We start from the raw sequence: 25,269 nt of genomic DNA on the forward strand, positions 1-25,269 counted from the left end.
TATCCGTCCAACTCCGTGGCCAGGGCTGCGCTGTTGAAACTCATTTTTTCATAGCTTGAATCACTTGCCACTATTGCGCCAATTGCCAATTTCACTCAAACTCTCACTCCCCATCAGCGGCACATCCCCATGGAACACGCACCCACCTGGCTGACCTATACCTTCCTCTACCTGGCAGCCGCCGTGGTGGCGGTGCCGATCTCGCGGGCGCTGGGCCTGGGGGCCATCATCGGCTATCTGGCGGCCGGCATGATCATCGGCCCCAGCGGCTTCGGCTGGGTCAGCAATGTGCAGGACATCCTGCACTTCTCGGAATTCGGCGTGGTGCTGATGCTGTTCCTGATCGGGCTGGAGCTGCAGCCGAGCCGGCTGTGGAGCCTGCGCCGCCCGATCTTCGGCTGGGGCACGGCGCAGATGCTGCTGTGCAGCGCCGCGCTGTTCGGCGCCGCGCTGCTGGCGCGCGCGGACTGGCGGCTGGCGCTGGTGGCCGCGCTGGGCCTGGCGCTGTCGTCCACCGCGATCGCGCTGCAGTCGATCGCCGAGCGCAATCTGATGGGTACCGACAGCGGCAAGGCGGCCTTCTCCATCCTGCTGTTCCAGGATGTGGCCGCCATCCCCATCCTGGCGCTGCTGCCGCTGCTGGCGCTGGGTGGCCACGCCAGCGCCGATGCCAGCACCCTGTGGGCGCTGTGCAAGACGGTGGGCATCGTCGCGGCGGTGATCGTCGGCGGCCGCTACCTGCTGCGCCCGCTGCTGCGCTGGATCGCGCAGAGCAAGACGCAGGAGATCTTCACCGCCACCGCGCTGCTGCTGGTGGTGGCGATCGCGCTCTTGATGGTGCAGCTGGGCCTGTCGATGGCGCTGGGCGCCTTCCTGGCCGGCGTGCTGCTGGCCGACAGCGAATACCGCGCCGAGCTGGAGACCGACATCGAGCCCTTCAAGGGCCTGCTGCTGGGGCTGTTCTTCATAGCGGTGGGCATGACGATCGATTTCTCCGTCATCCTGCGCGCGCCGCTGGCCATGGCGCTGCTGGTGGTGCTCTTCCTGGCGCTCAAGGCCGGCGCCATCTACGCGCTGGCGGCCGGCCTGCACATGCCGCCGCAGGAGCGCCCGCTGTTCACGCTGCTGCTGGCCCAGGGCGGCGAGTTCGCCTTCGTGGTGTTCAGCACGGCGCAAAGCCAGAAGATCATCAGCGACGAGCAGGCCTCGCTGCTGATCGGCGCGGTGGCGATCTCGATGGTGGTGACGCCGCTGGTGGTCACGCTGGTGGACCGCTGGGTGGTGCGCCGCTTCGCGCAGCTGGGCGATGGCGCCGACCGGCCCGCCGAGCTGTCCGAGCCGCAGCAGGCGCCGATCATCATCGCCGGTTTCGGCCGCTACGGCCAGATCGTTACCCGCGTGCTGCTCTCGCAGGGTCTCAAGGCCGTGATCCTGGACCGCAGCGTCGAGATGCTCGAAGTGGCGCGGATCTTCGGCTACCGGGTGTTCTACGGCGACGCCACCCGGCTCGACCTGCTGCGCATCGCCGGCATCGAGAAGGCCAGTGTGCTGGTGATCGCGGTCGACGGCGAGGAGCAGGCCAACCAGATCGCCGAGCTCGCGCTGGAGCATTTCCCGCACCTGAAGATCGTGGCCCGCGCCAAGGACGTGTCGCACTGGTATGCGCTGCGCGACCTGGGCGTGCAGCACATCGACCGCGAGGTGTTCGACTCCAGCCTGCAGACCGCGCAGAAGACGCTGGAGCTGCTGGGCTACAGCGCCGAGGATGCGCAGTACGTGGCCACGGTGTTCCGGGTGCACAACCTCGAACTCACCGAGAAGATGTACGAGCACCACAACGACCGCGAGGCCATGCTGGCGGTGGCCAAGCAGGGGCGCGACCAGCTGACCGAGCAGATGCTGCGCGAGCGCGAGGAGCGCGGGGGCCGCACGCTGGACAGCGCCCAGGCCGAGCAGGCCCCGATGAGCCCCTACCCCGCCCATCCGGCCCAGGCGCCGGCCGCCGCGGAGTCGCCCTGATGCAGTGCCGCGATGAATCGCCCTGATCCTGCAGCGCCGCCGCGGTGGTGCTACGCTGGCCGCCTATGTTCAACCCATCCCAAGCCGACGTAAGGCGATTTTTCTGCGCGGTCCAGGCCAAGTCCGAGGCCCACGCCCCGATGGAGGCCATCGAGACCCTGGCGGGCCTGTGGATCGCCGAGCACCCCGAATACCATGCCGAACTGCAGGACGCAGAGGCCGCGATTGCCCGCAACTACGACGAGGCCCCCGGCAGGACCAACCCTTTCCTGCACCTGTCCATGCACCTGTCGATCAGCGAACAGTGCAGCATCGACCAGCCGCGCGGCATCCGCCAGGCGGTGGAGCTGCTGTCCCGGCGCCTCGCCTCGCTGCACGACGCCCACCACGTGGCCATGGAATGCCTGGGCACCATGCTGTGGGAGAGCCAGCGCTCGGGCCGCCCGCCCGACGGCAATGCCTACGTGGCGGCGGTGCAGCGCCAGGCCACGAAAGACTGACGGAACAAAGGCTCCCGAGGGAGCCTTTGCTATCCATGGGCCGCGCAGCCTACTTGCGGAAGCGCGATTCGGGAATGGTCTGCAGGTCGCCGTCCAGGCTGCCCAGGTAGTTGGCCAGCTCCTTCATCTCGCTGTTGGAGAACTGCTTGGCGATCGCGCCCATCACCGCGTTGTTGCGGCCCACCATCGGGTTGTTGGTGACCTTGTACGACTTGAGCGCGGCAAACAGGTAGTCGGCGTTCTGGCCGGCGATCTTCGGGTACGACGGATCGATGGGCTTGGCGAAGTTGTCGCCGTGGCAAGACACGCAGGTGCCCTTCTTCAGCAGCTCGGCCACCTTGGCCGAGGGCTCGCGCGCCTTGTCGGCCGCCTTGACGGTGCCGGCGCCGTGCTGCTCGTAGTAGGCGGAGACATCGGCGATGTCCTGCTCGGAGAGCGAATCGGCGATGCCGCGCATCGTCGGGTGCTTGCGGTCGCCCTTCTTGTACTCGGTCAGCGCCGCAGCGATGTACTTGGCGCTCTGGCCGGAGATCTTGGGCACCTTGTAGACCTCGGGAAAGCTGGCCTGGTAGCCGATGATGCCGTGGCAGCCGATGCACATGGCAATCTTGTTCTCCCCCGCCTTGGCATCGCCCTTCAGCTCCTGCGCGAAACCCATGCTGGTCGCGGAAGCGACAGCCAATGCAAATACCGTGGTCAATGTTTTATTCATTTTGCGCGCACAATCGTGTGGAAAATCTTGTCTCTGGCAGATGATTGATTATATTGAGCATTCCATCTGTCCTTGCCTCAACGATCCGCATTCCAACCCCATGAAATTCCAAGGCTCACAGAACTACGTCGCCACCAAAGACCTGATGCTTGCGGTCAATGCTGCGATTACCCTTCAAAGACCGCTTCTCGTCAAGGGGGAACCCGGCACAGGGAAAACCATGCTGGCGGAGGAGGTGTCACAAGCGCTAGGCATGCCGCTGCTGCAATGGCACATCAAGTCCACCACCAAGGCGCAGCAGGGCCTGTACGAATACGATGCGGTCAGTCGTTTGCGCGACAGCCAGCTGGCCGACGTGGACGGGGCCGAGCGCGTCAAGAACATCCACAACTACATCGTCAAGGGCGTGTTGTGGCAGGCGTTCACCGCCGAGCAGCCGGTGGCGCTGCTGATCGACGAGATCGACAAGGCCGACATCGAGTTCCCCAACGACCTGCTGCGCGAGCTCGACCGCATGGAGTTCTATTGCTACGAGACGCGCGAGCTGGTGCGCGCCCGCCACCGGCCGCTGGTGTTCATCACCTCGAACAACGAGAAGGAGCTGCCCGACGCCTTCCTGCGCCGCTGCTTCTTCCACTACATCAAGTTCCCCGAGCCCGACACCATGAAGCAGATCGTGGACGTGCACTTCCCCACGCTCAAGGGCGAGCTGCTGGCGGCCGCCATGCGGGTGTTCTACGAAGTTCGCAACCTGCCGGGCCTGAAGAAAAAGCCCTCGACCAGCGAGCTGATCGACTGGCTCAAGCTGCTGGTGGCCGAGGACATTTCGCCCGAGACGCTGCAGACCGCCGACCAGAAGATCGCCGTGCCGCCGCTGGTGGGCGCGCTGCTCAAGAACGAGCAGGACGTGAGCCTGTTCGAAAAGCTGGTGTTCATGAACCAGCGCAACCGCTGAGCTCCAACCCGAGTCCGCCATGGCCTTTGCAGAACCCACCACCTTGCGCCTGAACGGCGTGCTCCTGACGCCGCTTGCGCCGCAGCACGAGGCCGGCCTGGCCGCCGCCGCCAGCGATGGCGAGCTGTGGAAGATCCGCGTCACCTCGGTGCCCGAGCCCGAGCAGGCGCGCGCCTACATCGACACCGCGCTGGCCACCGACAACCGCCGGGCGTTCGCGGTGGTGGACGAGGCCAGCGGCCGCGTGCTGGGCAGCACCAGCTACCACGACATCGTGCCGGCGCTCAAGCGCCTGGAGATCGGCTACACCTGGTATGCGCAAAGCGTGCAGCGCAGCCACGTCAACACCACCTGCAAGCTGCTGCTGCTGAGCCATGCCTTCGAAACCCTGGGCTGCGCGGTGGTGGGCTGGCGCACCGACAACTACAATTTCGCCAGCCAGCGCGCCATCGAGCGCCTGGGCGCCAGGAAGGACGGCGTGATCCGCCACCACGCGCCGCGCCGCGACGGCACGGTGCGCGACACGGTGATGTACAGCATGCTGGCCGGCGAATGGCCCGAGGCCAAGGCCCAGCTGCTGTATCTGCTGCAGCGGCACGCCTAAAAAAAGATAGCTTCCAGCGCCCATGCATGAATGTTTTCAAATACTTTTATATTGCAAACACAGATGTAGCAAGCGCTAGCCGCTATCGTTCCTAAAAACCAAGGCACAAGCATGCTGATCGATTTCTTCTACACCCTGCGCGCCGCCAAGCTGCCGGTCTCGGTCAAGGAGCTGCTGGTGCTGCTGCAGGCGCTGGACAAGGGCCTGGTGGGCCCGCGCTCCGAGGACGCCTGGAGCCTGGAGGACTTCTACTTCATGGCGCGCACCGCGCTGGTCAAGGACGAGAAGCTCTTCGACAAGTACGACATGGCCTTCTCCTCGTACTTCAAGGGCGTGGAGATGCTCACCGACTGGCACAAGGAACTGCCCGAGGACTGGCTGCGCCAGCTGCTGGAGCGCGAGCTCAGCCCCGAGGAGAAGGCCGCGCTCGAGGCCATGGGCTGGGACGAGCTGATGGATACCCTCAGAAAGCGCCTCGAAGAGCAGCAGGAACGCCACGAGGGCGGCAGCAAATGGATAGGCACCGGCGGCACCAGCCCGTTCGGCAACGGCGGCTACAACCCGCGCGGCATCCGCATCGGCGGCAAGGGCGGCCAGCGCAGCGCGGTCAAGGTATGGGAGCAGCGCGTCTACCGCGACTACGACGACAGCCAGGAGCTGGGCACGCGCAACATCAAGGTGGCGCTCAGGCGCCTGCGCAAGTTCGCCCGCGACGGCAACGAGCTGGAGCTGGACCTGCCGGACACCATCCGCGCCACCGCGGCCAATGCCGGCTACCTGGACATCAGGATGATCCCCGAGCGGCACAACCATGTGAAGGTGCTGCTGCTGATGGACGTGGGCGGCACCATGGACGACCACATCCACCGCGTCGAGGAGCTGTTCTCGGCCGTCAAGAGCGAGTTCAAGCACCTGGAGTTCTACTACTTCCACAACTGCGTCTACGACTACATGTGGAAGAACAACAAGCGCCGCTATGCCGAGAAGTTCCCGACCTGGGACATCATCCGCAAGTACAACAAGGACTACAAGCTGATCTTCGTGGGCGACGCGACCATGAGCCCCTACGAGATCCTGCAGCCCGGCGGCAGCGTCGAATACAACAATGCCGAGCCCGGCGCCGAATGGATCCAGCGGCTGACCAACGCCTTCCCCAAGCATGCCTGGATCAACCCCGAGCCGCAGGGCGTATGGCAATACCGGCAGAGCATCGGGCTGATGCGGCAGCTGATGGGCGAGCGCATGTACCCTTTGTCACTCAAAGGTTTGGAAGACACTATGCGGCTGCTGTCAAAATAGCTGCATGCTATGTTGCCCCTACGCGCCGGCATCTAGGCCGGCGTTTTTCATTGCTGCGGCGGTGGCGCTCATGCTCAGCGGCTGCGGCACCTTCTCCCACTCCGGCTCCGATCCGTCGGACGACAACGCCACGGCCGAGGAAAAAAGCAATGCGCTGGCCTTCGACCTGGAGGTCAAGTCCGACGACGACGCCGTGCGCAAATACCTGGAGCAGCACCTGGAGCTGCAGCGCTTTCGCCGCCTGCCCGGCCTCCAGACCACCGAGCTGACCCGCCTGCTGGGCGCGGCCAATGACGACATCGCCGCGCTGATGGGCACGCTGGGCTACTTCAACCCCACGGTGGCCATCGATGTGCGCGACGTGCCGCAAACCGGCTCCAGCACCACCAGCACCAGCACCGGTACAAGCACCGGCAGCACCGCCCCGGCCGGCGCCGCGGCGGCTGACGCCCCCGCTGGCGATGCCGCCGCCGTGCGGCCGCTGGTCACCATCAGCGTCGACCCCGGGCCGCAGACCAAGGTCAGCGAGGTGCAGCTCGACTACGCCGGCGCCGTGGCCACAGATGAGGGCGCCGAGGAACGCCTGGCGCGGCTGCGCCGCAACTGGGGGCTGCCAGAGGGCAGCAGCTTCACGCAAAGCGCCTGGGACGACGCCAAGACCCAGGGCCTGCGCAGCCTCAAGACCCGCCGCTACCCCACTGCCAGCATCGCGCACAGCCAGGCCGACATCGATGCCGACGCCAACACCGCCCGCCTGGGCCTGCGCTACGACTCCGGCCCGCTGTACCGCTTTGGCGAGCTGCGCATCGCCGGCAGCCAGCGCTACGACCCCGAAGGCGCGCGCCGCATCGCGCGCCTGCCCACCGGCGCGGTCTACAGCGAGGCCACCCTGCTCGACACCCAGGCGCGCCTGGTCGCCAGCGGCTACTACGACTCGGTCTTCCTCACGCTCGACACCGACAACGCCGCCGGCGACGACAGCGAAGTCACCGCCCCGGTGATCGCCCAGGTGCGCGAGGCCAGGTACCAGAAATGGGTGTTCGGCGTGGGCGTATCGACCGACAGCGGCCCGCGCCTGTCGATCAACCACATCCACAACCAGATGCCGCTGCTGGGCTGGCGCGCGGTAAGCAAGCTGTCGCTGGACCGCGACAACAAGCTGCTGTCCACCGAATGGACCGACCTGCCGCGCGAAAACGGCTGGCGCTGGTTCGTGGGCGGTCAGGCGTCGAGCGAGCTGACCGGCGACTACACCGTGAACGCGGCCCGCCTGCGCGGCGGCCAGAGCAAGAGCAGCGACCACATCGACCGCAGCAGCTACCTGCAGTACGACTTTGCCGCCACCAAGGGACTGGACAGCGAGCCCTCCAGCAGCGCGCTCAGCGCCAACTATGCCTGGACCGGGCGCTACTTCAACAACAAGAACAACCCCACGCGCGGCTACGGCCTGGGAGCCGAGGCCGGCGTGGGCATCACCCTCACGCCGCGGCGCGACCCGTTCCTGCGCCTGCTGGCGCGCTGGCAGGGCTTCCTGCCCATGGACCGCGTCACCGCCCCCAACGGCAGCTCGCGCCAAAGCCGGCTCTCGCTGCGCACCGAGGCGGGCGCGGTGCTGGCCAACTCCGCGGCGAACATACCGGTCTCGCTGATGTTCATCACCGGCGGCGACACCACGGTGCGCGGCTACGGCTACCGCCAGATCGGCGCCTACGTCACCGGCGACGGCAGCAGCCGGCGGGTGTTCGGCGGCCGCTACATGGCCGTGGGCAGCGTGGAATACCAGCGCCCCCTGGTGCGCGGCGGCGAGATCAGCGACTGGGAATCGGCCGTCTTCATGGACGTGGGCTCGGTGGCCAACACCATAGGCGCGATGACGCCCTATGTGGGCGTGGGCACCGGCCTGCGCTGGCGCAGCCCGGTCGGCGCCTTGCAGACCGACCTGGCCTACGGCGTGAAGGACAAGCGTTTTCGCCTGCACCTGCGCATGGGCTACACCTTCTAAGGGCAAGGCATGGAAGCACAGCAACAGCAGCCCACGAATACCCCCCAAGCCAAGCCCCGCAGGCGCGTCTCCATCCTGCGCCTAGGGCTCTACCTTTTGCTATTGCTGCTGCTGGCGCTCGCCGCCCTGCTGGGCGGCGCCTGGTGGTGGAGCGGCCAGCCCGACTCGCTGCCGCGCACGCTGCAGCTGGCCGCCCGCCACCTGCCGGCCGGCCAGCAGCTGCAGTTCAGCGACGCAAGCGGCAGCCTGCGCCAGGGCGGGCACATCGGCCAGCTGCAGTGGAGCAGCCCCGCGATGGCGGTGGAAGTGGCCGACGCCCACCTGGGCTGGGACCTGGGCCGGGTGCTGCAGCGCGAGCTGCGCTTCGCGCCGCTGCGCATCGCCCGCATCACCGCCACGCCCAGCGGCCGCCCCAGCGACGAGCCGCCCGGCGAGCCGCTGCAGCAGCTGGCGCTGCCGCTGGCCGTGCTGCGGCTGCCCTTCGAGATCGGCGAATTCAACTGGGCCAGCCCGGGCGCGGAGCAGCCGCTGACGCTGTCCGACATCCGCGGCACCTACCTCTACCAGCAGGGCCAGCACCAGCTGCAGCTCGACCACCTGGGCTTTGCCGGCAGCGACTACCGCGGCACGGCCGCGTTGCAGGCGGCCGCGCCCATGGCGCTGCAGGCACAGCTGCAAGGCGACGTGCAGGTGCCGGCCACCGAGCATTCCAAGGCCGCGTCGCTGCAGGCGCAGGCCCAGCTCAGCGGCACGCTCGCCGGCGCCGATGCCGAGCTCAAGGCCAGCCTGCAGGCCCGCCCCACGGACACCGCCGCAGCCGGCGCCAAGCCAACCCAGGCGCAGCTCGACGCGGTGCTCTACCCCTGGCGCCCCTGGCCGCTGGGCCCGGCCAGCGCGGATCTGCAGGCCATCAACCTCGCCGCCTTCGCGCCCCAGCTGCCCACCACCTTGCTCGACGGGCAGCTGCGCTTCGACCAGGCCAGCGCCGAACTCATCGCGCAGGCCGACCAGCTCGCGCCCCGGCCAGCAGCGGCCGGCGATGCCGGAGATACCGGCGAAGCAGCGCCGCAGGGCGCGCTCGCCGCACTGGCCGCCTCCGGCCCCTGGGCGCTGCAGGTGCAGCTGCACAACGCCCAGGCCGGCCCCTGGGACCGGCAGCGCCTGCCGCTCGACCGCCTGAACGCCACCGCGCTGTGGCAGGGCCAGCGGCTGACGCTGCTGCCCGGCGCCACGCTGGAGCTGGGCCAGGGCCGGCTGCAGGCGCAGGGCCGCTACCAGCTCGACAGCCGGCAGCTCGATGCCCGCGCCGAGCTGCACCAGCTGCGCCCGGCGCTGATCGACTCGCGCTTTGAAAGCAACCCGCTGTCGGGCAGCGCCAGCGCCGCGATGCAAGGCGAGGCCATCCGCTTCGATGTGGACATTGCGGGAGCGCCCGGCAAAAGTACGAGTGTCGGCGCCCTGGCCATCAACCGCCTGCTGGCCCAGGGCCAGTGGCAGGCGCCGGCCATCGAGCTGCAGCAGCTGCAGCTCGATGCGCTGCGCGCGCAGGTCTCGGCCAAGGCGCTGCGCTTGGACACCCAGGCACTGGAAGGCCAGGGCCAGCTCGAGGCCCGCCTGCCCGGCGCGCAGCTCAGCGCGAATGCGCAGGCCGGCGCGCGCGACGGCAAGGGCCAGCTGCAGCTGGGCATCGCCAGCGCCGAGCAGCTGCTGCAGTGGGCGCGCGGCCTGCCCTTCATCCAGGCCGGCACCTTTCCCAAGGACCTGGCCGCCCAGGGCTCGCTCAACGCGCAGCTGCAGTGGAGCGGCGGCTATGCCGACGCCCTGCGCCAGCTGCGCCAGGCGGGCCTGCTGGCGATTGCGGAGCCCACCGGGGCCGCGCAGGCCAAGCCTTTCCGCCTCGACGCGCAGCTACAGACCCCGCGCCTGCAGCTGCAGCTGGCGCCGCAGGACATCTGGCAGCTGCGCGACAGCACGGTCTCGGTGCAGGGGCGCATCTCCGACCTGCAGGCCGAAGCCAAGGCCCAGGCCAGCCATGGCGAGCAGCGCTTCGAAGGCGCGCTGCGCATGCAGGCGGCGCTGGACAAGCCGGCGCAATGGAAGGGCCGCATCAGCCAGCTGCAGGCCAATGCCGCGCTGCCGCCGGCGCCCGGCGCCAAGGCGCAGAACTGGCAGGCGGCGCTGGCCCAGCCGCTGGATTTCACGCTGCGCCTGCCCCATGCGGCATCGAAGGGCGCGCCGGGCGAGCTGCAGCTCAGCACCTCGGCCGGCCGCCTGCAAGTCAGCGGCCCCCAGCCCGGCGCCACCGGCATCGAATGGCAGCCGCTCAGCCTGGCGCTGCGCGGCCAGAGCCTGCGCCTGCAAAGCAGCGGCAAGATCAGCGGCCTGCCGCTGCGCTGGGCCAAGGCCTTCAGCCAGCCGGCGGCGGGCAAGCCCGATCCGCAGGCGGTCGATCCGCTCGACTCCGACCTGGTGCTGCAGGGCGACTGGGACATCCAGGCCACCGACAGCCTGCGCGCCCGGGTGCATGTTTCGCGCCAGAGCGGCGACCTGCAGCTGCGCGCCGGCACGCCGCCGCCGGACAACATCACGGTGCATTCGCCCGACGGCCAGCCCGGACGCATTGCCGCGGCCTTGGCGCAGCAGTCGCGGCAGATCGTGGCCGGCATACGCACCATGCAGCTCGACATCGCGATCGACCAGCAGCAGCTGCAGGCCGACCTGCAGTGGGACAGCGCCAACGCCGGCAACGCCCGCGCCAGCGTGCGCACCCGGCTCGCGCCTTGGCGCGGCGAGATCAGCGGCGCCCTGCTGCCCGGCAGCTCGCCGCTGACGGGCACGCTGCAGGCCAACATGCCCGACCTCGGCATCTGGGCCAGCTTTGCGCCGCCGGGCTGGCGCGTGCGCGGCCGGCTGGGCGCCGACGCCACGCTGGGCGGCACCGTGGCGCAGCCCGACTGGAGCGGCAGCATCAGCGCCGACGACATGGCCATCCAGTCGCAGCTCGACGGCGTGGATCTGCGCAACGGCAAGCTGCGCGCCCTGCTGCGCGGCCCCGAGCTGCAGCTGCAGTCGCTGCATTTCGATGGCGGCAAGGGCAGCCGGGCCCGCGTGCCCGGCTACAGCGGCAACCTGACTCCGGCCCCCACCGACGGCGGCAGCCTGGATGCCAGCGGCACCATCCGCTGGGAGCAAGCCCGAAGCGGTGAAGGCGGCCAGTCGGGCGCCAGCATGGACATCCGCGCCCAGGCCAAGGCGCTGCAGGTGCTGGTGCGCGCCGACCGGCAGGTGAGCATCTCGGGCGAGGTGCGCACGCAGCTGGCGCAAGGCCAGCTCAGCCTGAACGGCAACCTGGCGGTGGACCGTGCCACCATCATCCTGGCCGACATGTCCTCGCCCAAGCTGGGCAGCGACGTGGTGGTGCACTCGTCCAAGCGCCGCCCGCCCGAAGGCAAGCCGGAGCCGGACCCGAAGGCCAAGGAGCCCGGGGACGCGCCTGCCGTCACCACCGCCAAGCCCATGCTGCTGAACATCGGGCTCGACCTGGGCCGCGACTTCGCGCTGCAGGGCTACGGCATCACCACGCGGCTGCGCGGCAAGCTGCAGGTGCAAAACGGCGCGCGGGGCAACAGCATGCCCCGCATCACCGGCGAAATCCGCACCGAAGAGGGCCGCTACCGCGCCTGGAGCCAGGTGCTGGACGTGGAGACCGGCCGCATCCGCTTCAACGGCCCGTACGACAACCCCTCGCTCGACATCACCGCGATACGCCCCAACATCTCGGTGCGCGCGGGTGTGCAGGTCACCGGCTCGGCCCAGTCGCCGCGGGTGAACCTGTACTCCGACCCCGACATGCCCGATGCGGAAAAACTTTCGTGGGTGGTGATGGGCCGCGATCCGGCCGCCGGCGGCGCCGAGGCCGCGCTGGCGCAGCAGGCGGCGCTGGCGCTGCTGGGCGGCGGCAACTCGGGCGGCGGCCTCAGCGGCAACATCGCCAGCAGCCTGGGGCTGGACGAGATCGGCTTCAAGAACGACGGCGGCGATGCCTCGAGCTCGGCACTGTCGTTCGGCAAGCGCCTGTCCAAGGATTTGTACGTGACCTACGAGCACAGCCTCGCCGGCGCGCTCGGCACGCTCTACATCTTCTACGACTTCTCGCGCAACCTGCAGCTGCGCGGCTCGACCGGCGCCGCCGGCGCGCTCGACCTGATCTACACCATCCGCCGCGACGGCAAGACACCGCCCCCGGCCACGGCGGACACGGCAGACACGGCAAAGGGCGGCGTGCGATGAAGACCTTTGCGCTCTACCTGGCCACGGCGGTGGCCGAGATCCTGGGCTGCTACCTGCCCTGGCTGTGGCTGCGCCAGGGCGGCGGCGCCTGGCTGCTGCTGCCCGCGGCGGCCAGCCTGGCGGCCTTCGTCTGGCTGCTCAGCCTGCACCCCGATGCCACCGGCCGCGTCTATGCGGCCTATGGCGGCGTCTATGTGAGCGTGGCGCTGGCCTGGCTGTGGCTGGTCGACGGCGTGCGCCCCACGGCCTGGGACGTGGCCGGCGTGGCCGTGTGCCTGCTGGGCATGGGCCTGATCGCGTTCGGGCCGCGCGCGGCGGCGTAGGCTCGCTCAGTCCCGCCCGGCATCGCCGCGCACATGGGGCCAGCCGGTTTCGGTGACTTCGTGCACCGGGTCGAACTTGAGGATGTCCTCGATATCGTCGTAGCGTTCGAGCCGGGGCGGTGCATAGCGCGCGCCCGGCTGGGCCGCTGCGATTTCCAGCTCCAGGCCCGGCTCGCCATCGGCGCGCGCAAGCACCAGGCCGGCGCTGCCGAGCAGCTCGGCCAGCTGGGCCAGGCCAGCCTCGATCTCGCCGGCTTCGCCGGCATGGCGGGCGCGGATCGCCGCCAGCGCCACTGCTGCGCTCGGCGCGCTGAGCAGCCACAGCAGGCAGTCGGCGCCGGTGCGGTCGAGCGTGAAGTAAACGCCCTCGGGCAGGTTGAGCAGAACCATTTCGTCTTCGTAGTTCTCGAACACGATGTCGTTGTGCGGCAGTTTGAGCAGGCTGAAAGGCATGGGTGGATTCCTCATCTTGCGGCGGCGCGGCGGCGGTCCAGCACCTTCTTGGCGACGCGCAGCACATTGAGCTGCACCAGGTTCTTGCCATAGGTCATGTTGCCGCCGTGGCGGCGCACGATCACCGAGACGCAGTCCAGGCGCAGCAGCCTGGCGCCGTGCTCGCGCGCGCGGTTGAACCAGTCGGTGTCCTCGCCGAAACGCAGTTCCGGATCGAACAGCCCGACCCGCTCGAACACCGAGCGGCGGAACACGCTGCCGGTGATGTAGTGCGGAAAGCCTTCGAGCGGATTGCCCTCGAACTCGCCCTCGCCGGCACCGCTGCCGTCGAGCCGGGCCAGCTGCGGCCAGCCTTGCGCCACATCGGCCTGCGGATCGCGGCGCAGCGCGTCCACCAAGTGCACCAGCATGCCGTCGGGCCACAGGTCGTCGCTGTCCAGGCAGGCGACGAACTCGCCGCGCGCATTGATGATGGCACGGTTGCGGGCCTGCGCCGGGCCGCCATTGGGCTGCTCGAACAGGCGCACATCGGGCTGGGCCCGCGCCACCTCGGCGCTGCGGTCGGTGGAGCCGTCGTCGACGACGATGATCTCCAGCCGCGGATAGCCCTGGGCACGGATGTTGGCAAGGGTCTGCGGCAGCATGCGTTCGCGGTTGTAGGCCGGCACCACCACGCTGACCAGCGGCCAGTCGGCGGCCGGCTCGTGGGCGCGCGCGCCGGCGGGCAGCGCCGGGCTGGCCAGGAAGCGCTGCAGGCTCGCCGCCAGCGCCGCCCGGTCGCGGCCCAGGCGCAGGCGATAGGCCGGCACCCGCCGGGTCAGCTCGTCGATGAAGCCATGGGTGTACCTGCCCGCATAGGGCAGCTGCTCGAGCGTGGAAAAGGCGGCGGCGTGGCGCACCGCATCCAGCCCGATATCGGCGTCGATCGCCGATTCGAGCTGGTCGGCCACGCCCGGCACCAGGATGGCGCGGATCGGCATGCCGCCATCGGGAATCTGCGCCCGGTAGGCCGGCAGCAGCTCGAAGACGGCCTTCTCGCCAGCGGCGCCGCCCGGGTTGCGCAGCTGCGCGGCCAGCGCCGCAAAGCGCTCGATCTGGTCGCGGTTGAGCTTGGCCGAGCTGTACAGCGGATAGACCCGGGGCTGCGGCTGCAGCGCCACCACCACATAGTCGTCGCCGGCAAAGTCCATGCCGCTGAGCAGGCCCGCCAGCGCGGTCGAAGACTTGCCCAGGCCGCCCCGGCCGGTCAGCAGCAGGCCACCGTGTGCAGTGCCCACCGCGGCGGCATGCAGCAGCTGGCGCCCGCTGGCCTGCATGCACCAGTGCAGCAGCGTGCGCAGCGGCGCGGCGGCGCTCCAGTAAGGCAGCTGGGCGGCGTCGTCCACCCAGAAGAGGCCTTGCCCGCGCTCGCGGTCGAACAGGCTCACGGAGTACTCGCCGTAGTGGAAGGCCAGCCGGTAGCGCCGGCTCACGAAGCCCCAGATGTCGCCGCGGTCGGTGATGCGCTTCTTGTCGAACGGCGGCGGCGGCGCAGCAATGCCGCTGCCGGCGCGGTCCCAGGCGCAAATGCTCAGCGCCGGCGCCTGGCCGGTGGCAATGGGCGGCAGGTGGCGCAGCGCCGGCAGCAAAGCCGCACGCAGCGCCGGGCTGGCGAAGCGCAGCTCGATCGCGATACCGGCCAGCAGCAGGCCGATGCGTTCCTCATGGCGCTCGGCGGCAGCGGCATAGCTCGCCGCCATGGCTTCGGCAAAGGCCTGCTGCAGGTTTTCATCGTCGTAGAAATCAGTCATGGTCGTTCATGGCTTGCGCTGGGGGCTGCGGGCGCGCATCCGGTCCAGGTGTTCCTTGAGGATACCGGCATGCTGCCTGCGCTTGTCTTGTTCGGTGAACCCGGAATTGCCGGGATGGATGCGGCGCAGCAGCAGCACCTGCGCCAAGGTGTCCATGGCCAGGCCGGATGCGCGCGCGCGCAGGTGCCACTCGACATCGATGCCGACCCGCAGCTCGCTGCGGAAGTAGCCGATGCGCAGGAAATCCGCCCGCTCGAGCAGCAGCGTGCCGCTGATCGGCGCCGGCATGGCCTGCGCGGGGCAATGCAGGCGCGCGCGCTGCTCCGGCTCCAGCTCCGGGCTGATGAACTGGCGGCCGTGGGCATAGCGGATGCGGATATCCGGCCGGCTGGCGGCGTCGCCCAATTGGGCCTGCAGCTTGTCGGGCGTCCACAGATCGTCGGAATCGAGAAAGGCAAGGTAGCGCCCGGCGGCGAGCCGCACGCCGGTGTTCTTGGCCGCGGCCGCGCCCTGGTTGGCCTGATGGTGGTAGCGCAGGCGGTCGCCGTGGCGCTCGGCGTATTCGGCCGCGATGCGCGCCGAAGCGTCGGTGGAGCCGTCGTCCACCAGCACGATCTCGCAGTCGCTGCAACCCTGCGCGAGGATGCTGTCGAGCGCCTGGGCAAGATAGGCCTGGCGGTTGTAGCAGGTGACGACGACGCTGACGAGCGGCGGGCTGGGCATGGGCGCGTCCTTGGGCGTCAGCGGAATCGATGGGCCTTGTCGCCCAGCCTTGCGGCCAGCCGGCGGACGACGAAGCCGGGCACCTGGTGCCAGTGCTCGAGCTTCCAGCTCAGCTTGAGGTAGGCCGGGAAGTCGGCCAGCCGGGCCAGCAGCCCGGTGCGCTGGTAGGCGCGCGAATGATTGAACCATTCGAGCAGCAGTAGCTGATCGATCCGGGCGGCCGCGATCTGGCGCGTCTGCAGGCCATGCTCCAGACGCTCCGCACGGCTGGGCCGGGCCGCCAGCAGCTGGCGCACCAGTGCTGGCGGCAGCGGCGCGGCAAATACCTCGTGCAGGCAGAGCAGGGCCTCGCGCAGCATGAGAAAGCCGTGGTGGCGGTGCGCGTCGGCGACCAGGCGCTCCCAATCGATGGCCGCGGCGTCGTCGCGCAGGATATGGCAGGCATCGGCGACCCAGCGCAGCGGCGGCATCACATTCCAGGCGCCGCCATGCAGGCAGGTGTGCAGCAGCTGGTCGGTCGGCTCCAGGATGCGGCAGGCGATGCCGTCCACGCTGGTGGCCAGCGAGCGCGCCCAGAATGCCTTTTCCGCGCCCGGCCAGGTCGAGCGGTGCAATGGCGTCCAGTGCACATCGATTTCGAGCACGCGGCCATTCCAGTCGCGCCGGAAATCGACCGCGTGAATCAGCCGGCGCGTGCGCATCTGCTCCAGCTCGGCCTGGACCTTGGGTTGCCAGCCGCGCTCGTGCAACAGCCTGAACACCGTCTCCATGTCCTCGGGCCGGACCATGATGTCGAGATCGCTCATCGGCCGGATGCCCGGGTCGCGGTAGTGCCGCTGGATCAGCGCCGCGCCCTTGAGCAGCAGCACCTCGACGCCCAGCTCCCGCAGCGCCGCCAGCAATCGGCGCAGCTCGGCCAGCAGCAGCTGGTTGCGGCACCAGTGGTAGCGGTAGATGCCGCGCAGCCGCGCCATGTCGGGATCGTTGAGGCCCGCCGCCTCCAGGCGCCGGTACAGCAACGGCAGCAAGCGATTGGAAGCCTCGTCGAGGCTATCCAGCTCGGCCTGCCCGCGCCAGGCGCGCCAGTGCGGCTCGATCCCGTCGCCTGGTGCCAGGCAGGCCTGGAGCAGGCTGAGCTGAACGGGGGTGATCTGCGCGGCTGGCATGAATGCAATGGTGTTTGCCGCTACAGAGGGTTTGCTCTTGGTTGCCGCAAGAGCGCGGGATGGAGCATGGGAGAAACCTCGGGGCGGCCGCAATGGGAAATGTAAAAAATTCTACTCCTTGGAGGAGACGTCTGCGCAAGATAAAGAGGATGCCGGCGACAGGGGCGCTTTAGCTATTTGGGCCGGGCCAAGGCAGCGATCGGTACAGCGCCACGACGCGCCCCATGGCTTCATCGAACGGCGGCAACCCGCCATCCACATCCGCCGCCAGCAGGCCATAGCCTTTGCGCGCCATGGATACCACCGCTTCGGCTTCCATCGAGGCGATGGCGGGGGCTATCCCCCTGGATCCGCATGACGCCACCAGGATTGCATGCATCTTGGCGAGCTCAGCGGCCGTGAGCTCCGGCCCCGACTCCAGCAACAACCAGATGTCATAGACATCCTGCCGCCGATTCCTTCTGCGAACGGGCTGCTGAAGCAGCGAACGCATCTTCTCGGCCAGCACATTGTTGAGCGTATAGGAGAGGATGGTCGCGCCGCCATCCAGCGCCAGTACCTCCACATCGAAAACGGCTTCATTGAAGCTGTAGTCGATGTCGACCACCTGCGCAGAGGCCCCCGCCGCCAAGCGCGCCATCGCCGCAGAATTGCCCCGGTTCGCGAATCCGATCTTCAACGCCAGGTTATGGTGGGTCCTGTTCTCTCCTTTCGGCTCGACCCTATGGGACTGCAAGCGGCATGCGGTTCCGTAGGGCAGCCGGTCCTCGGCCGCCACCAGCCCTGCGCGCAGCTCTGCCAACAGCATGCCGGCACTTTCCGCGGTATAGCTGTCGCCGGTAGAAAAATCCAGGTCGCGGGTGTAGCGGGAGCTGTCGTAGCGTATGGCCAGCAGCAGCCCGCCCTTCATCACCATCTTGACACTCAGATTTTTGGAATGGCCGATGCTGTCCAGAATGGTATGCACCGCCTCTCTGAAGCCTTGCTGCCCCGGCGGGGCCTGCGCAACCCAGGCCTCGATTTCCACCTCGATCATGGATCCTCCGAATCAGTGCGCGGCGCATACAGCGATGGGACATTGACCGACAGCGCCCACCTCGCGGAGAAGAACGGCGCATATTCCTCCTGCGGGTCCAGCTTGCGGGAGCCGCCCCGCTGCACCGTGGATGCCCATGCATCCATGCGCGGATCCGAAAGGCCACATACCTCGTCCAGCAGATAACCCGCCCGCGCCCGCTCCATCGACGTTCCGTGCCTGTCGACCTCTTCAATGATGAGCCGCACGTACCTGGCCGCATATGTTCTATAGGAGTCCACGACATGCTGCATTCCACCGCACCACTGCGAATCGCGCAGCATGTCCAAGAAAGTCCGCCCCACCAGGGCGACACGAATGGCTGGAGACCTGACGGCCTTGAAGGCCCCCCGATGCGACCGGCGCATCAACTCGACCAGCACACTTTCAATGCGCTCGAATTTCTGGAACCTCAATACCGGCAGCTTGGCCGCGAGGTAGGCTTCCTGGAGCTTGCCCAGGTCCTTGTCCATGCGCACCGCCGCCTGCGCCCTCCATTGCTGCTCGGGCGGAGTGGACAAGTACAGGATTTTCGAGAAACGGTCGGTAATGCCATGGTATTCCATGGCACTCAGATGGCTTGCATAGGCGAACGGATCAACCGCGCAGGCCACCTCCATGGGCGAGGGCTTGTTCCGTCCAAACAGATGGAAAACCGTGCCAGGCTTGAAATCCTTGGCGGGTGAAATGAGCCCGAATGAAGATAGCAAACGCACCATTTCTTGATAGACAGGCAGTGAAATCGGCGCGCCTGCTCTTGCCGCCTGGGTCGCAGCCAATACACCCAGTTCGTAGGCCGTGACAACCGGCCGCTCCCATGCGCCCAATCGTTCCTGGATAGGCCTGGCCAAGGCATTCAAAGCCTCATGCGATATCGTCTTATCTCTCACTTGCTACACTATGCGTCCTAAGGACGCATAGTGTAGCAAGTGACTATTCCGCTGCCAAGGTCTCGCACAAACCCCAGTCTCGTCGCCGTCAGCCAGGCCCTCTGTTATTCGGCCTGCAATCCCCGCTTGATGCCCTGCAGCCGCTCCCCATGCAAGCGAATGACGCCCTGCAGGCGCTCGGCCCCGGCATCGAGCGCGCGCAGGATCGCGGCGCAGGCATCCAGCGCCTGGGCGGCCCGCTCCTGCAGCTGGGCCTGCAGCGCGACGGCCAGCGCGGCATGCAGCCGCTCGTAGCCCACGGCCAGCACCGTTGCCGCGGCGCCGGCCGCGACGGGTTCGTAGGCCATGCCTTCGCCCGGCGCAATGTGCATCGGCGCGGCTGGCGGCAGGCCATAGCCGCCCAGCTGCTGCCGCAGCTGCCAAGCGAAGGCGGCATCCGCCGCGCGCGCGGCCATGGTGCAGACCGCCTCGGCATCCTGCGCCGGCGCATATTGCTCCAGCCATTGCGGCAATTCGGCGACCACGCTGCGCCATGCCGCCTGCACGATGCGCGTTTGCCGCTGCGCCAGCTGCCCGCCTTCCATCTGCAGCGCTCGCCGCAGGGCCGCCAGCGCAGGCAAGGTCTGGGCCTGCAGGCGGCCGAGCACGCGCTCCTCCAGGTGGTGCAGCAGCATTTCGGCGGGCTTGCGCTGCTTGTAGGCCAGCGCCGGCGCGGCCAGCTCCAGCAGCGCGCCGTACAGGCGCTCGAAGCCGGCATCGGCCATGGCCGCGCTGCCCTGCCCCGCCGCCTGGGCCATGCGCACCGAGACGGACACCGGCGCCTTCAACAGGCCCGCCGGCACGCCCAGCGAGCGCAGCTTGTCCGCCGCGCGCTCCTGCACGTCGGCCTCCTGCAAGGCGCGGTTGGCAGCGGTCTTGTTGCGCAGCAGCTTGACGATCTCGCCATCGACCTCGTCTTCCTCGATGCAGTCGCTGCGCGTCACGACGGGCAGCAAGGGCTTGTTGCGGCGCAGCTCGCGCGCCAGCTCGTCAAGCTCCTGCACCTGCCCGGGCGAGGTGGAGCTGGTCAGCCACAGCACCGCATCGGCGCTGTCGAGAAAACGCTGGGTCAGCGCGGCATTGGCGGCGCTCGCCGAATGCAGGCCGGGGGTGTCCAGCAGCACCAGCCTGCCGCCCAGGCTCACGCCCTGCAGGCGGGCGGTGGTCTCGGTCGCGCCTTCGTGCAAAGCCTCGGGAGCCTCCCGCACCTGCCCGCCCTCCAGGTGGAAGTACTGCAGCGGCCGGCCCTGCTGCCGAAAGCGCCCGGCCAAGAAGTTGCACAGCGAACTCTTGCCCGCATTGAACTTGCCGAACACCAGCAGCATGGCCTGGTCTTCGAAGGCCGCGGCCAGCGACTGCGCCGGCGCCAGCCCGGCCCGCTGCGCGCTCCAGCCCTGCACGTCCATCCGCACCCCCGCATTGATGGCCAGCGCCTGCTGCGCCAGCTCGCTACCCTGCTGCAGCCCGGCGGCCTCCAGGCTGCAGGCAGCCAGCTCCCGAGCCAGGCTGGCAAGCCAGGCATCCAGCTGGCCCAGCACCGGCTCCAGGTCGCGGGCGGCAAAGCCGAAGCCGTCGACCGCGGCCATGAACCGCCGCTCGTTGCCGGCCGCGCTGCTCATCGCAGCTGCTCCAGCGTGCGCAGTGCCGCCAGCGCCCGCGCGGCTGCCGCGGCGGCGGCCTCGGCCTCGCCGATCTGCCCGGCTAATGCCCTACGGTCTTCGGACAGCTCGAAGTAGTGCGCAAATGCCTGCTGCAGCCGCTGGCGCCCGGCGGGCTCGCAGAACATGCTGCGCAGGTCGTCGCGGTATTTGACCGACACGCCCATGACCGCCACCATCACCGTATCCAGGCTGCGCACCGAGGTCTGCTGCGCGGGCGGCAGCCCCACCACGCCATGCCGCACCAGGTGACCGTTGATGGCTATGCAGGCACGCGAGTAGGCGATCTGTATGCGCGCACGCTCCATCTTGCCGGCGGTGAGCTTGAACATGTTATCGAACGAGTCCGGCACCAGGGCCTGGTCGGTGCCCGAGACCTCCAGCACCGGCTGCAGATCGTCCTGCACCTTGCCCAGCACGGCTGCGAGGCCCTGCTCGAAATCCTGGCGCTGGCGCTGTTGCAGGCAGTGCAGTTGCTGCAGCAGCGCCGCCGCCTCGGCCTGCAGGCGCTGCAGCTCGGCGCGGATCTCGCCCAGCAGCAGCGCGGCCTCGTGCGCGCGCGCCTGCGGCACCTGCTGCATTGCGCCGTGCAGCGCCGCCTGCAGGGCCGGCATGCCGCTTTTTTTCACCAACAGCTGCTTGCCGCCTTCCATGCCCTGCCGGTGGCGGGTGGCCGATACCGGGTGCAGCCCCAGGCCCGGCGCCTGGGCCCGGATGGCCCGCGCCACCTGCTCCAGGTGCGCATCGTCGGCCAGCTGGTCCACCTGCGTCAGCACGAACAGCGTCTGGCGCCGCGTGCGCTCGCGGTCCGCATGCAGGCGCTGCAGCAGGGCACGCTCGGCGGCATCGAGCTCGCCCTCCTTCGCCGCATGCACGAACAAGCGGATGTCGGCCTGCTCCCAGGCGGCGCGGTGCGCATGGCCGTCGTCCGCCTGGCCCACGTCGGCATCCAGCCCCGGCGCGTCCAGCCAGCGCACCTGCGGCTGCACATGCTCGGCCAGGAGCACGGTTTCGCGCCGGTCGGCCACCGCGAACGCATCGCTGCCGACCAGCTCGTTGAGCAGCCGGCTCTTGCCATGGTTGTATTTGCCGATGACCGTCACCGTGGGCCGCGGCCCCTGCTGCGCCATGCTGCGCAGGCGCGCCAGCTCCTGCGCGCGCGCCGGCAACACCGCCAGCAGCGCACTGGCGGCAAGGTCGAAATCCTTCATTGCTTTCTCCATGATTCCTGCGCCGGGCGGCCGAACAGCCAGTACGAGGCCATGCCGAACACCACGCCCCAGAATGCCGCGCCCAGCCCGAACAGCGTCATGCCCGAGGCGGTCGCCAAAAAGGTGATGACCGAGGGCTCGGCATACGCGCCCTCCTGCGCCAGCAGCCGGATGTTGGAGACGATGGCGCCGATCAGCGCCAGCCCGGCCAGCGCCGCGATCAGCGCGGGCGGGAAGGCGCTGAACAGCTGCACGATGGTGCCGGCGAACGTGCCGCCCACCAGGTAGAAGACACCGTTGGCGATGCCGGCGACATAGCGCCTGCCGGGGTCGGGGTGCGCATCCTTGCCGGTGCACAGCGCGGCCGTGATGGCCGCCAGCACGATGGTGATGCCGCCGAAGCACGCGGTGAGCAGCGAAGCCAGCCCGGTGCCGGTGACTACCGCCCGCGACGGCGTGCGGTAGCCGGCCAGCTGCAGCACCGCCATGCCGGGCAGGTACTGCCCGGTCAGGCTCACCAGCACCAGCGGCACGGTGAAGCTGAGGAAGACGCCGATATCGAAATGCGGCGCGACGAACACCGGCCTGGCCAGCGCCAGGCCCAGCGCCTGCAGGTGGGTCTTGCCCAGCGCGAATGCCACCGCGAAGCCGGTCAGGGCCACCAGCACGATGGCATAGCGCGGCCACAGCCGCTTGCCGAGCAGATAGGCCGCGAGCATGGCGAACACCATGCCGGGCGCATCGCTGCTGACTCGGAAGGCCTGCACGCCGAACTGGAACAGGATGCCGGCCATCATGCCCGCGGCAATGCCCTTGGGTATGAAGTCGACGATCTTCTCGAAGCAGCCGGTGACGCCGATGAGGATCACGATCGCCGCCGCGCTCAGGTAGGCTCCCACCACCTCGGGCATGGAGATGTGGGGCAGCAGGCTGAGCAGCAGCGCGGTGCCCGGCGCGGACCAGGCGGTGATGATCGGCTGCCTGAGCCACCAGCTCAGCAGCAGGCCGCTCACGCCCGCGCCCATCGAGATGCCCCATATCCATGAAGTCAGCTCCGCGTTCGATACATGGCCGGCCTGTGCCGCCTGGATGAAGATGACCAGCGGCCCCGCATAGGAGATCAGCACCGCCAGAAAGCCGGCCACCCAGGCGGTGATGGACCCATTCTTGAACATCGTTCCTCTCCTTGCGGTGCGAATCCCTTGAACTCAGTGCGGCGCCGGCACCGCGGCACCGGCATCGGGGCGGCTGAGCTTGAGGCTCAGCACCGCGATGCCCGCGCCGATCAGCGGCACGGCCAGCGCCAGGAAGAAGCCCTTCGGCCCGCCCCAGGCGAGAAAGCTGCCGCCGATGGCCGAGCCGAGTATGGCACCCGCGCGCCCCATGCCTATGGACCAGCCCGTCGCGGTGGCGCGCAGCGCCGTCGGGTAGGCGCCGACGATCAGGTAGTTCAGCGCGATCTGCTGGCCGCCGACGCCAAAGCCGGCCACCCCCACCAGCACGAACACCACGGCCCAGTTCTGCCCGGCAAAGCCCAGGCCCAGCGCCACCGCAATGCCGATGGCGAACATCGCGGCCAGCAGGCGGCGGGTGTCGACACGCGGCAGCAGGAACGACAGCGGCACCGCGCAGACGATGAACACCGCATTGACGATCACCGTGCCCAGCGGCGCATCCGCCGCGGGCAGGCCTGCCGCCTTGAGCACCGTCGGCAGCCACGACAGCAGCATGAACCAGGCCACCCAGTTGAGCAGGTAGATCGCCCAGATCGCCAGGGTCTTGCCGGCGTTGCCAGCGCTGAACAGCGCGCGCACGCTGGCCCGGGCCGCCGCGGATTCCGGCACGGTGAAGCGCACATCCGCAGGCAGCGGCCGCCTGACGATCTTGGACAGCACCTGCGCGATGTAGCGCTGCCCCGCGGCATCGCCGCGCGTCGCGCGGAAATACAGCGACTCGGGCAAGAGCAGCGCAATGACCAGCAGCATCGCCAGCGGCGCGGCACCGCCGACGATGAAGATGCCCTCCCATCCGATCAGCGGCAGCATGCGCGCCGCCAGCAGGCCGCCCAGCATCGCGCCGGCAGGCAGCCCCAGCAGCACGCCGGTCATGATCGTGCCCCGGTAGCGGGCGGGCCCATATTCGGCAGCCAGCGCCAGCAGCACCGGCGTGCAGCCGCCCATGCCCAGCCCGGCAATGAAGCGCAGCACCAGGATGTGGCGGGTGTCGCTGGACCAAGCCGTGGCCAGCGTCGCACAGCCAAAGATCGCCAGGCTCAGCATGATGGTGGGGCGGCGGCCAATGCGGTCGCCCACCATGCCCAGCGTCATGGCGCCGATGGTCATGCCCACGATACCGGCCGTCAGGATGGGCGCCAACGCACCTGCGGGCAAGCCGAATGCGGCAAGAATGGCCGGGCCGGTGAAGGCGATGGCCTGCGTGTCAAAGCCGTCGAACAGCGCGATGGCGAAGCACAGCGCCAGCACCCTCCACTGGAAGGCGCCCAGGCGCTCGTTGTCGATCAGCGAGGGAATCGCCCATTGGGAAGCAGAATTCATCGGGTAGTCTCCATGCACCATCAGTCCATGCGGATGTTGCGTTCCTTGATCAATCTGCCCCAACGGTCCATCTCCCGGGCCAGGTGCGCGGCCAGCTCCTGCGGCGTGGAGCCGATCGGCTCGGCGCCCAGCGCTTCGAGCTTCTTGAGGGTCTCGGGCTGCTGCATGGCCGCGCGCAGCGCCTGGTTGAGCCTGGCCACCACCTCGGCCGGCGTGCCCGCCGGCGCGAACACCGCAAACCAGGGCGAGACCTCGTAGCCCGGCACGCCGGCCTCGGCGATCGTGGGCACGCCCGGCAATGCCGGCGAGCGCGTGGCGGTGGTCACGCCCAGCGCGCGCAGCTTGCCCGACTGGATGTGCGGGCGGGCAGAGGTGATGCTGTCGAACATCAGGTCCACCTGCCCGCCCAGCATGTCGGTGATCGCCGGGCCGCTGCCCTTGTAGGGCACATGCACGAGATCGAGCCCGGCCAGCGAGGCGAACATTTCGCCGGCCAGGTGGATCGAGGTGCCGTTGCCCGCGGACGCGTAGGTCAGCTTGCCCGGATTGCGCCGGGCGTGGGCCAGCACGTCCTGCACCGACTTGTCGGCGCTGCGCGCCGCGTTCACCACCAGCACATTGGGCACCACGGCCAGCAAGCTGATGGGCGCGAAGTCCTTCACCGGGTCGTAGCTCAGCTTGGCGTACAGCGCCTTGTTGGTCGCCATGCCGATGGAGGTGATCATGATGGTGTAGCCGTCGGCCGGCTGCTTGGCCACATAGTCGGCGCCGATGTTGCCGCCGGCGCCCGGCCGGTTCTCGATCACGAACGGCTGGCCCAGCTGCCGCGCCGCCTGGTCGCCCAGCGTGCGGGCAATCGCGTCCATGGCGCCGCCCGGCGGAAAAGGCACCACCCATTTGACGGGCCTGCCCGGCCAGTGCGCGCCGGGTTGCGCCAGGGCCGTGCCGGGCAGCGCGCAGGCCGCGGCCAGCAGGGCGAGGGTGCGTCGCTTCAGCTTCATCTCG

Annotated in this window: 20 protein-coding genes; 8 read left to right on the forward strand and 12 right to left on the reverse strand. The window is 68.9% G+C overall.

Annotation, left to right across the window (positions count from 1 at the left end; all coding sequences use genetic code 11):
• Nucleotides 1–129 precede the first annotated feature (129 nt).
• On the forward strand, nt 130–2,019 hold the full coding sequence (gene kefC / locus ACODRX_RS00330) for a glutathione-regulated potassium-efflux system protein KefC (RefSeq protein WP_488868872.1): 1,890 nt from the start codon (nt 130–132) through the stop codon (nt 2,017–2,019).
• 65 nt (nt 2,020–2,084) lie between these two features.
• The gene (locus ACODRX_RS00335) at nt 2,085–2,519 is read left to right on the forward strand and encodes a DUF1841 family protein (RefSeq protein ID WP_488868873.1); all 435 of its coding nucleotides are present in this window, start codon (nt 2,085–2,087) and stop codon (nt 2,517–2,519) included.
• A 49-nt stretch (nt 2,520–2,568) separates the two neighbouring features.
• Here ACODRX_RS00335 and ACODRX_RS00340 read toward each other — a convergent pair whose 3' ends face one another.
• The gene (locus ACODRX_RS00340) at nt 2,569–3,231 is read right to left on the reverse strand and encodes a c-type cytochrome (RefSeq protein WP_488868876.1); all 663 of its coding nucleotides are present in this window, start codon (nt 3,229–3,231) and stop codon (nt 2,569–2,571) included.
• A gap of 100 nt (nt 3,232–3,331) precedes the next feature.
• On the opposite strand from ACODRX_RS00340, the gene ACODRX_RS00345 reads away from it, so the two are divergent.
• The 6 genes from ACODRX_RS00345 to ACODRX_RS00370 all read left to right on the forward strand — a co-directional run bounded on the left by ACODRX_RS00345 (nt 3,332) and on the right by ACODRX_RS00370 (nt 12,704).
• Complete coding sequence (locus ACODRX_RS00345; RefSeq protein ID WP_488868878.1) at nt 3,332–4,186, forward strand: AAA family ATPase; 855 nt, start codon at nt 3,332–3,334, stop codon at nt 4,184–4,186.
• Between the two features lie 19 nt (nt 4,187–4,205).
• On the forward strand, nt 4,206–4,790 hold the full coding sequence (locus ACODRX_RS00350) for a GNAT family N-acetyltransferase (RefSeq protein WP_488868880.1): 585 nt from the start codon (nt 4,206–4,208) through the stop codon (nt 4,788–4,790).
• A 111-nt stretch (nt 4,791–4,901) separates the two neighbouring features.
• Complete coding sequence (locus tag ACODRX_RS00355; RefSeq protein WP_488868882.1) at nt 4,902–6,089, forward strand: vWA domain-containing protein; 1,188 nt, start codon at nt 4,902–4,904, stop codon at nt 6,087–6,089.
• Between the two features lie 70 nt (nt 6,090–6,159).
• Nucleotides 6,160–8,091 carry an autotransporter assembly complex protein TamA gene (locus ACODRX_RS00360; RefSeq protein WP_488869250.1) on the forward strand — a complete coding sequence of 644 codons (1,932 nt, stop codon included), beginning with the start codon at nt 6,160–6,162 and terminating at the stop codon, nt 8,089–8,091.
• Nucleotides 8,092–8,100: 9 nt separating this feature from the next.
• Nucleotides 8,101–12,381, forward strand: coding sequence for a translocation/assembly module TamB domain-containing protein (locus tag ACODRX_RS00365; RefSeq protein WP_488868884.1), 4,281 nt, complete (start codon nt 8,101–8,103; stop codon nt 12,379–12,381).
• Complete coding sequence (locus ACODRX_RS00370; RefSeq protein ID WP_488868886.1) at nt 12,378–12,704, forward strand: YnfA family protein; 327 nt, start codon at nt 12,378–12,380, stop codon at nt 12,702–12,704. Before ACODRX_RS00365 ends, ACODRX_RS00370 begins: the two co-directional genes overlap by 4 nt.
• 6 nt (nt 12,705–12,710) lie before the next feature.
• On the opposite strand, the gene ACODRX_RS00375 is transcribed toward ACODRX_RS00370, so the two are convergent.
• From ACODRX_RS00375 to ACODRX_RS00425, 11 genes are all read right to left on the reverse strand, one after another.
• Nucleotides 12,711–13,157: a PqqD family peptide modification chaperone gene (locus tag ACODRX_RS00375; RefSeq protein WP_488868888.1), complete on the reverse strand. Its 447-nt coding sequence runs from the start codon at nt 13,155–13,157 to the stop codon at nt 12,711–12,713.
• Nucleotides 13,158–13,168: 11 nt separating this feature from the next.
• Nucleotides 13,169–14,947 (reverse strand): glycosyltransferase family 2 protein, encoded by a 1,779-nt coding sequence (locus ACODRX_RS00380; protein ID WP_488868890.1) that lies wholly within the window; start codon nt 14,945–14,947, stop codon nt 13,169–13,171.
• Nucleotides 14,948–14,953: 6 nt separating this feature from the next.
• Complete coding sequence (locus tag ACODRX_RS00385) at nt 14,954–15,670, reverse strand: glycosyltransferase family A protein (RefSeq protein ID WP_488868892.1); 717 nt, start codon at nt 15,668–15,670, stop codon at nt 14,954–14,956.
• A 17-nt stretch (nt 15,671–15,687) separates the two neighbouring features.
• The gene (locus ACODRX_RS00390) at nt 15,688–16,836 is read right to left on the reverse strand and encodes a nucleotidyltransferase family protein (protein ID WP_488868894.1); all 1,149 of its coding nucleotides are present in this window, start codon (nt 16,834–16,836) and stop codon (nt 15,688–15,690) included.
• 169 nt (nt 16,837–17,005) lie between these two features.
• The gene (locus tag ACODRX_RS00395) at nt 17,006–17,872 is read right to left on the reverse strand and encodes a nucleotidyl transferase AbiEii/AbiGii toxin family protein (protein ID WP_488868896.1); all 867 of its coding nucleotides are present in this window, start codon (nt 17,870–17,872) and stop codon (nt 17,006–17,008) included.
• On the reverse strand, nt 17,869–18,771 hold the full coding sequence (locus tag ACODRX_RS00400; protein ID WP_488868898.1) for a type IV toxin-antitoxin system AbiEi family antitoxin domain-containing protein: 903 nt from the start codon (nt 18,769–18,771) through the stop codon (nt 17,869–17,871). Before ACODRX_RS00400 ends, ACODRX_RS00395 begins: the two co-directional genes overlap by 4 nt.
• A gap of 134 nt (nt 18,772–18,905) precedes the next feature.
• Complete coding sequence (locus ACODRX_RS00405; RefSeq protein WP_488868900.1) at nt 18,906–20,459, reverse strand: dynamin family protein; 1,554 nt, start codon at nt 20,457–20,459, stop codon at nt 18,906–18,908.
• Nucleotides 20,456–21,709, reverse strand: coding sequence for a GTPase (locus tag ACODRX_RS00410; RefSeq protein ID WP_488868902.1), 1,254 nt, complete (start codon nt 21,707–21,709; stop codon nt 20,456–20,458). The genes ACODRX_RS00405 and ACODRX_RS00410 overlap by 4 nt, the downstream gene beginning before the upstream one ends.
• A complete protein-coding gene (locus ACODRX_RS00415; RefSeq protein ID WP_488868904.1) occupies nt 21,706–22,884 on the reverse strand; it encodes a benzoate/H(+) symporter BenE family transporter in 1,179 nt (392 codons plus the stop codon). The genes ACODRX_RS00410 and ACODRX_RS00415 overlap by 4 nt, the downstream gene beginning before the upstream one ends.
• Before the next feature lie 33 nt (nt 22,885–22,917).
• On the reverse strand, nt 22,918–24,264 hold the full coding sequence (locus tag ACODRX_RS00420; protein ID WP_488868906.1) for an MFS transporter: 1,347 nt from the start codon (nt 24,262–24,264) through the stop codon (nt 22,918–22,920).
• Between the two features lie 20 nt (nt 24,265–24,284).
• Entirely contained in the window at nt 24,285–25,265 is a 981-nt protein-coding gene (locus ACODRX_RS00425) for a tripartite tricarboxylate transporter substrate binding protein (RefSeq protein WP_488868908.1), read from the reverse strand.
• Between the last annotated feature and the right edge of the window lie 4 nt (nt 25,266–25,269).

Source organism: Comamonas sp. FG99, assembly GCF_057808605.1.

Excerpts from the sequence above, each read along its gene's own strand:
- ACODRX_RS00395 (WP_488868896.1), bottom strand. The coding sequence starts at position 17,872 with ATGATCGAGGTGGAAATCGAGGCCTGGGTTGCGCAGGCCCCGCCGGGG.
- ACODRX_RS00365 (WP_488868884.1), top strand. The coding sequence starts at position 8,101 with ATGGAAGCACAGCAACAGCAGCCCACGAATACCCCCCAAGCCAAGCCC.
- ACODRX_RS00385 (WP_488868892.1), bottom strand. The coding sequence starts at position 15,670 with ATGCCCAGCCCGCCGCTCGTCAGCGTCGTCGTCACCTGCTACAACCGC.
- ACODRX_RS00420 (WP_488868906.1), bottom strand. The coding sequence starts at position 24,264 with ATGAATTCTGCTTCCCAATGGGCGATTCCCTCGCTGATCGACAACGAG.
- ACODRX_RS00405 (WP_488868900.1), bottom strand. The coding sequence starts at position 20,459 with ATGAGCAGCGCGGCCGGCAACGAGCGGCGGTTCATGGCCGCGGTCGAC.
- ACODRX_RS00360 (WP_488869250.1), top strand. The coding sequence starts at position 6,160 with ATGCTCAGCGGCTGCGGCACCTTCTCCCACTCCGGCTCCGATCCGTCG.
- ACODRX_RS00350 (WP_488868880.1), top strand. The coding sequence starts at position 4,206 with ATGGCCTTTGCAGAACCCACCACCTTGCGCCTGAACGGCGTGCTCCTG.
- ACODRX_RS00380 (WP_488868890.1), bottom strand. The coding sequence starts at position 14,947 with ATGACTGATTTCTACGACGATGAAAACCTGCAGCAGGCCTTTGCCGAA.
- kefC (WP_488868872.1), top strand. The coding sequence starts at position 130 with ATGGAACACGCACCCACCTGGCTGACCTATACCTTCCTCTACCTGGCA.
- ACODRX_RS00345 (WP_488868878.1), top strand. The coding sequence starts at position 3,332 with ATGAAATTCCAAGGCTCACAGAACTACGTCGCCACCAAAGACCTGATG.
- ACODRX_RS00390 (WP_488868894.1), bottom strand. The coding sequence starts at position 16,836 with ATGCCAGCCGCGCAGATCACCCCCGTTCAGCTCAGCCTGCTCCAGGCC.
- ACODRX_RS00425 (WP_488868908.1), bottom strand. The coding sequence starts at position 25,265 with ATGAAGCTGAAGCGACGCACCCTCGCCCTGCTGGCCGCGGCCTGCGCG.
- ACODRX_RS00335 (WP_488868873.1), top strand. The coding sequence starts at position 2,085 with ATGTTCAACCCATCCCAAGCCGACGTAAGGCGATTTTTCTGCGCGGTC.
- ACODRX_RS00375 (WP_488868888.1), bottom strand. The coding sequence starts at position 13,157 with ATGCCTTTCAGCCTGCTCAAACTGCCGCACAACGACATCGTGTTCGAG.
- ACODRX_RS00410 (WP_488868902.1), bottom strand. The coding sequence starts at position 21,709 with ATGAAGGATTTCGACCTTGCCGCCAGTGCGCTGCTGGCGGTGTTGCCG.
- ACODRX_RS00355 (WP_488868882.1), top strand. The coding sequence starts at position 4,902 with ATGCTGATCGATTTCTTCTACACCCTGCGCGCCGCCAAGCTGCCGGTC.
- ACODRX_RS00415 (WP_488868904.1), bottom strand. The coding sequence starts at position 22,884 with ATGTTCAAGAATGGGTCCATCACCGCCTGGGTGGCCGGCTTTCTGGCG.
- ACODRX_RS00340 (WP_488868876.1), bottom strand. The coding sequence starts at position 3,231 with ATGAATAAAACATTGACCACGGTATTTGCATTGGCTGTCGCTTCCGCG.
- ACODRX_RS00370 (WP_488868886.1), top strand. The coding sequence starts at position 12,378 with ATGAAGACCTTTGCGCTCTACCTGGCCACGGCGGTGGCCGAGATCCTG.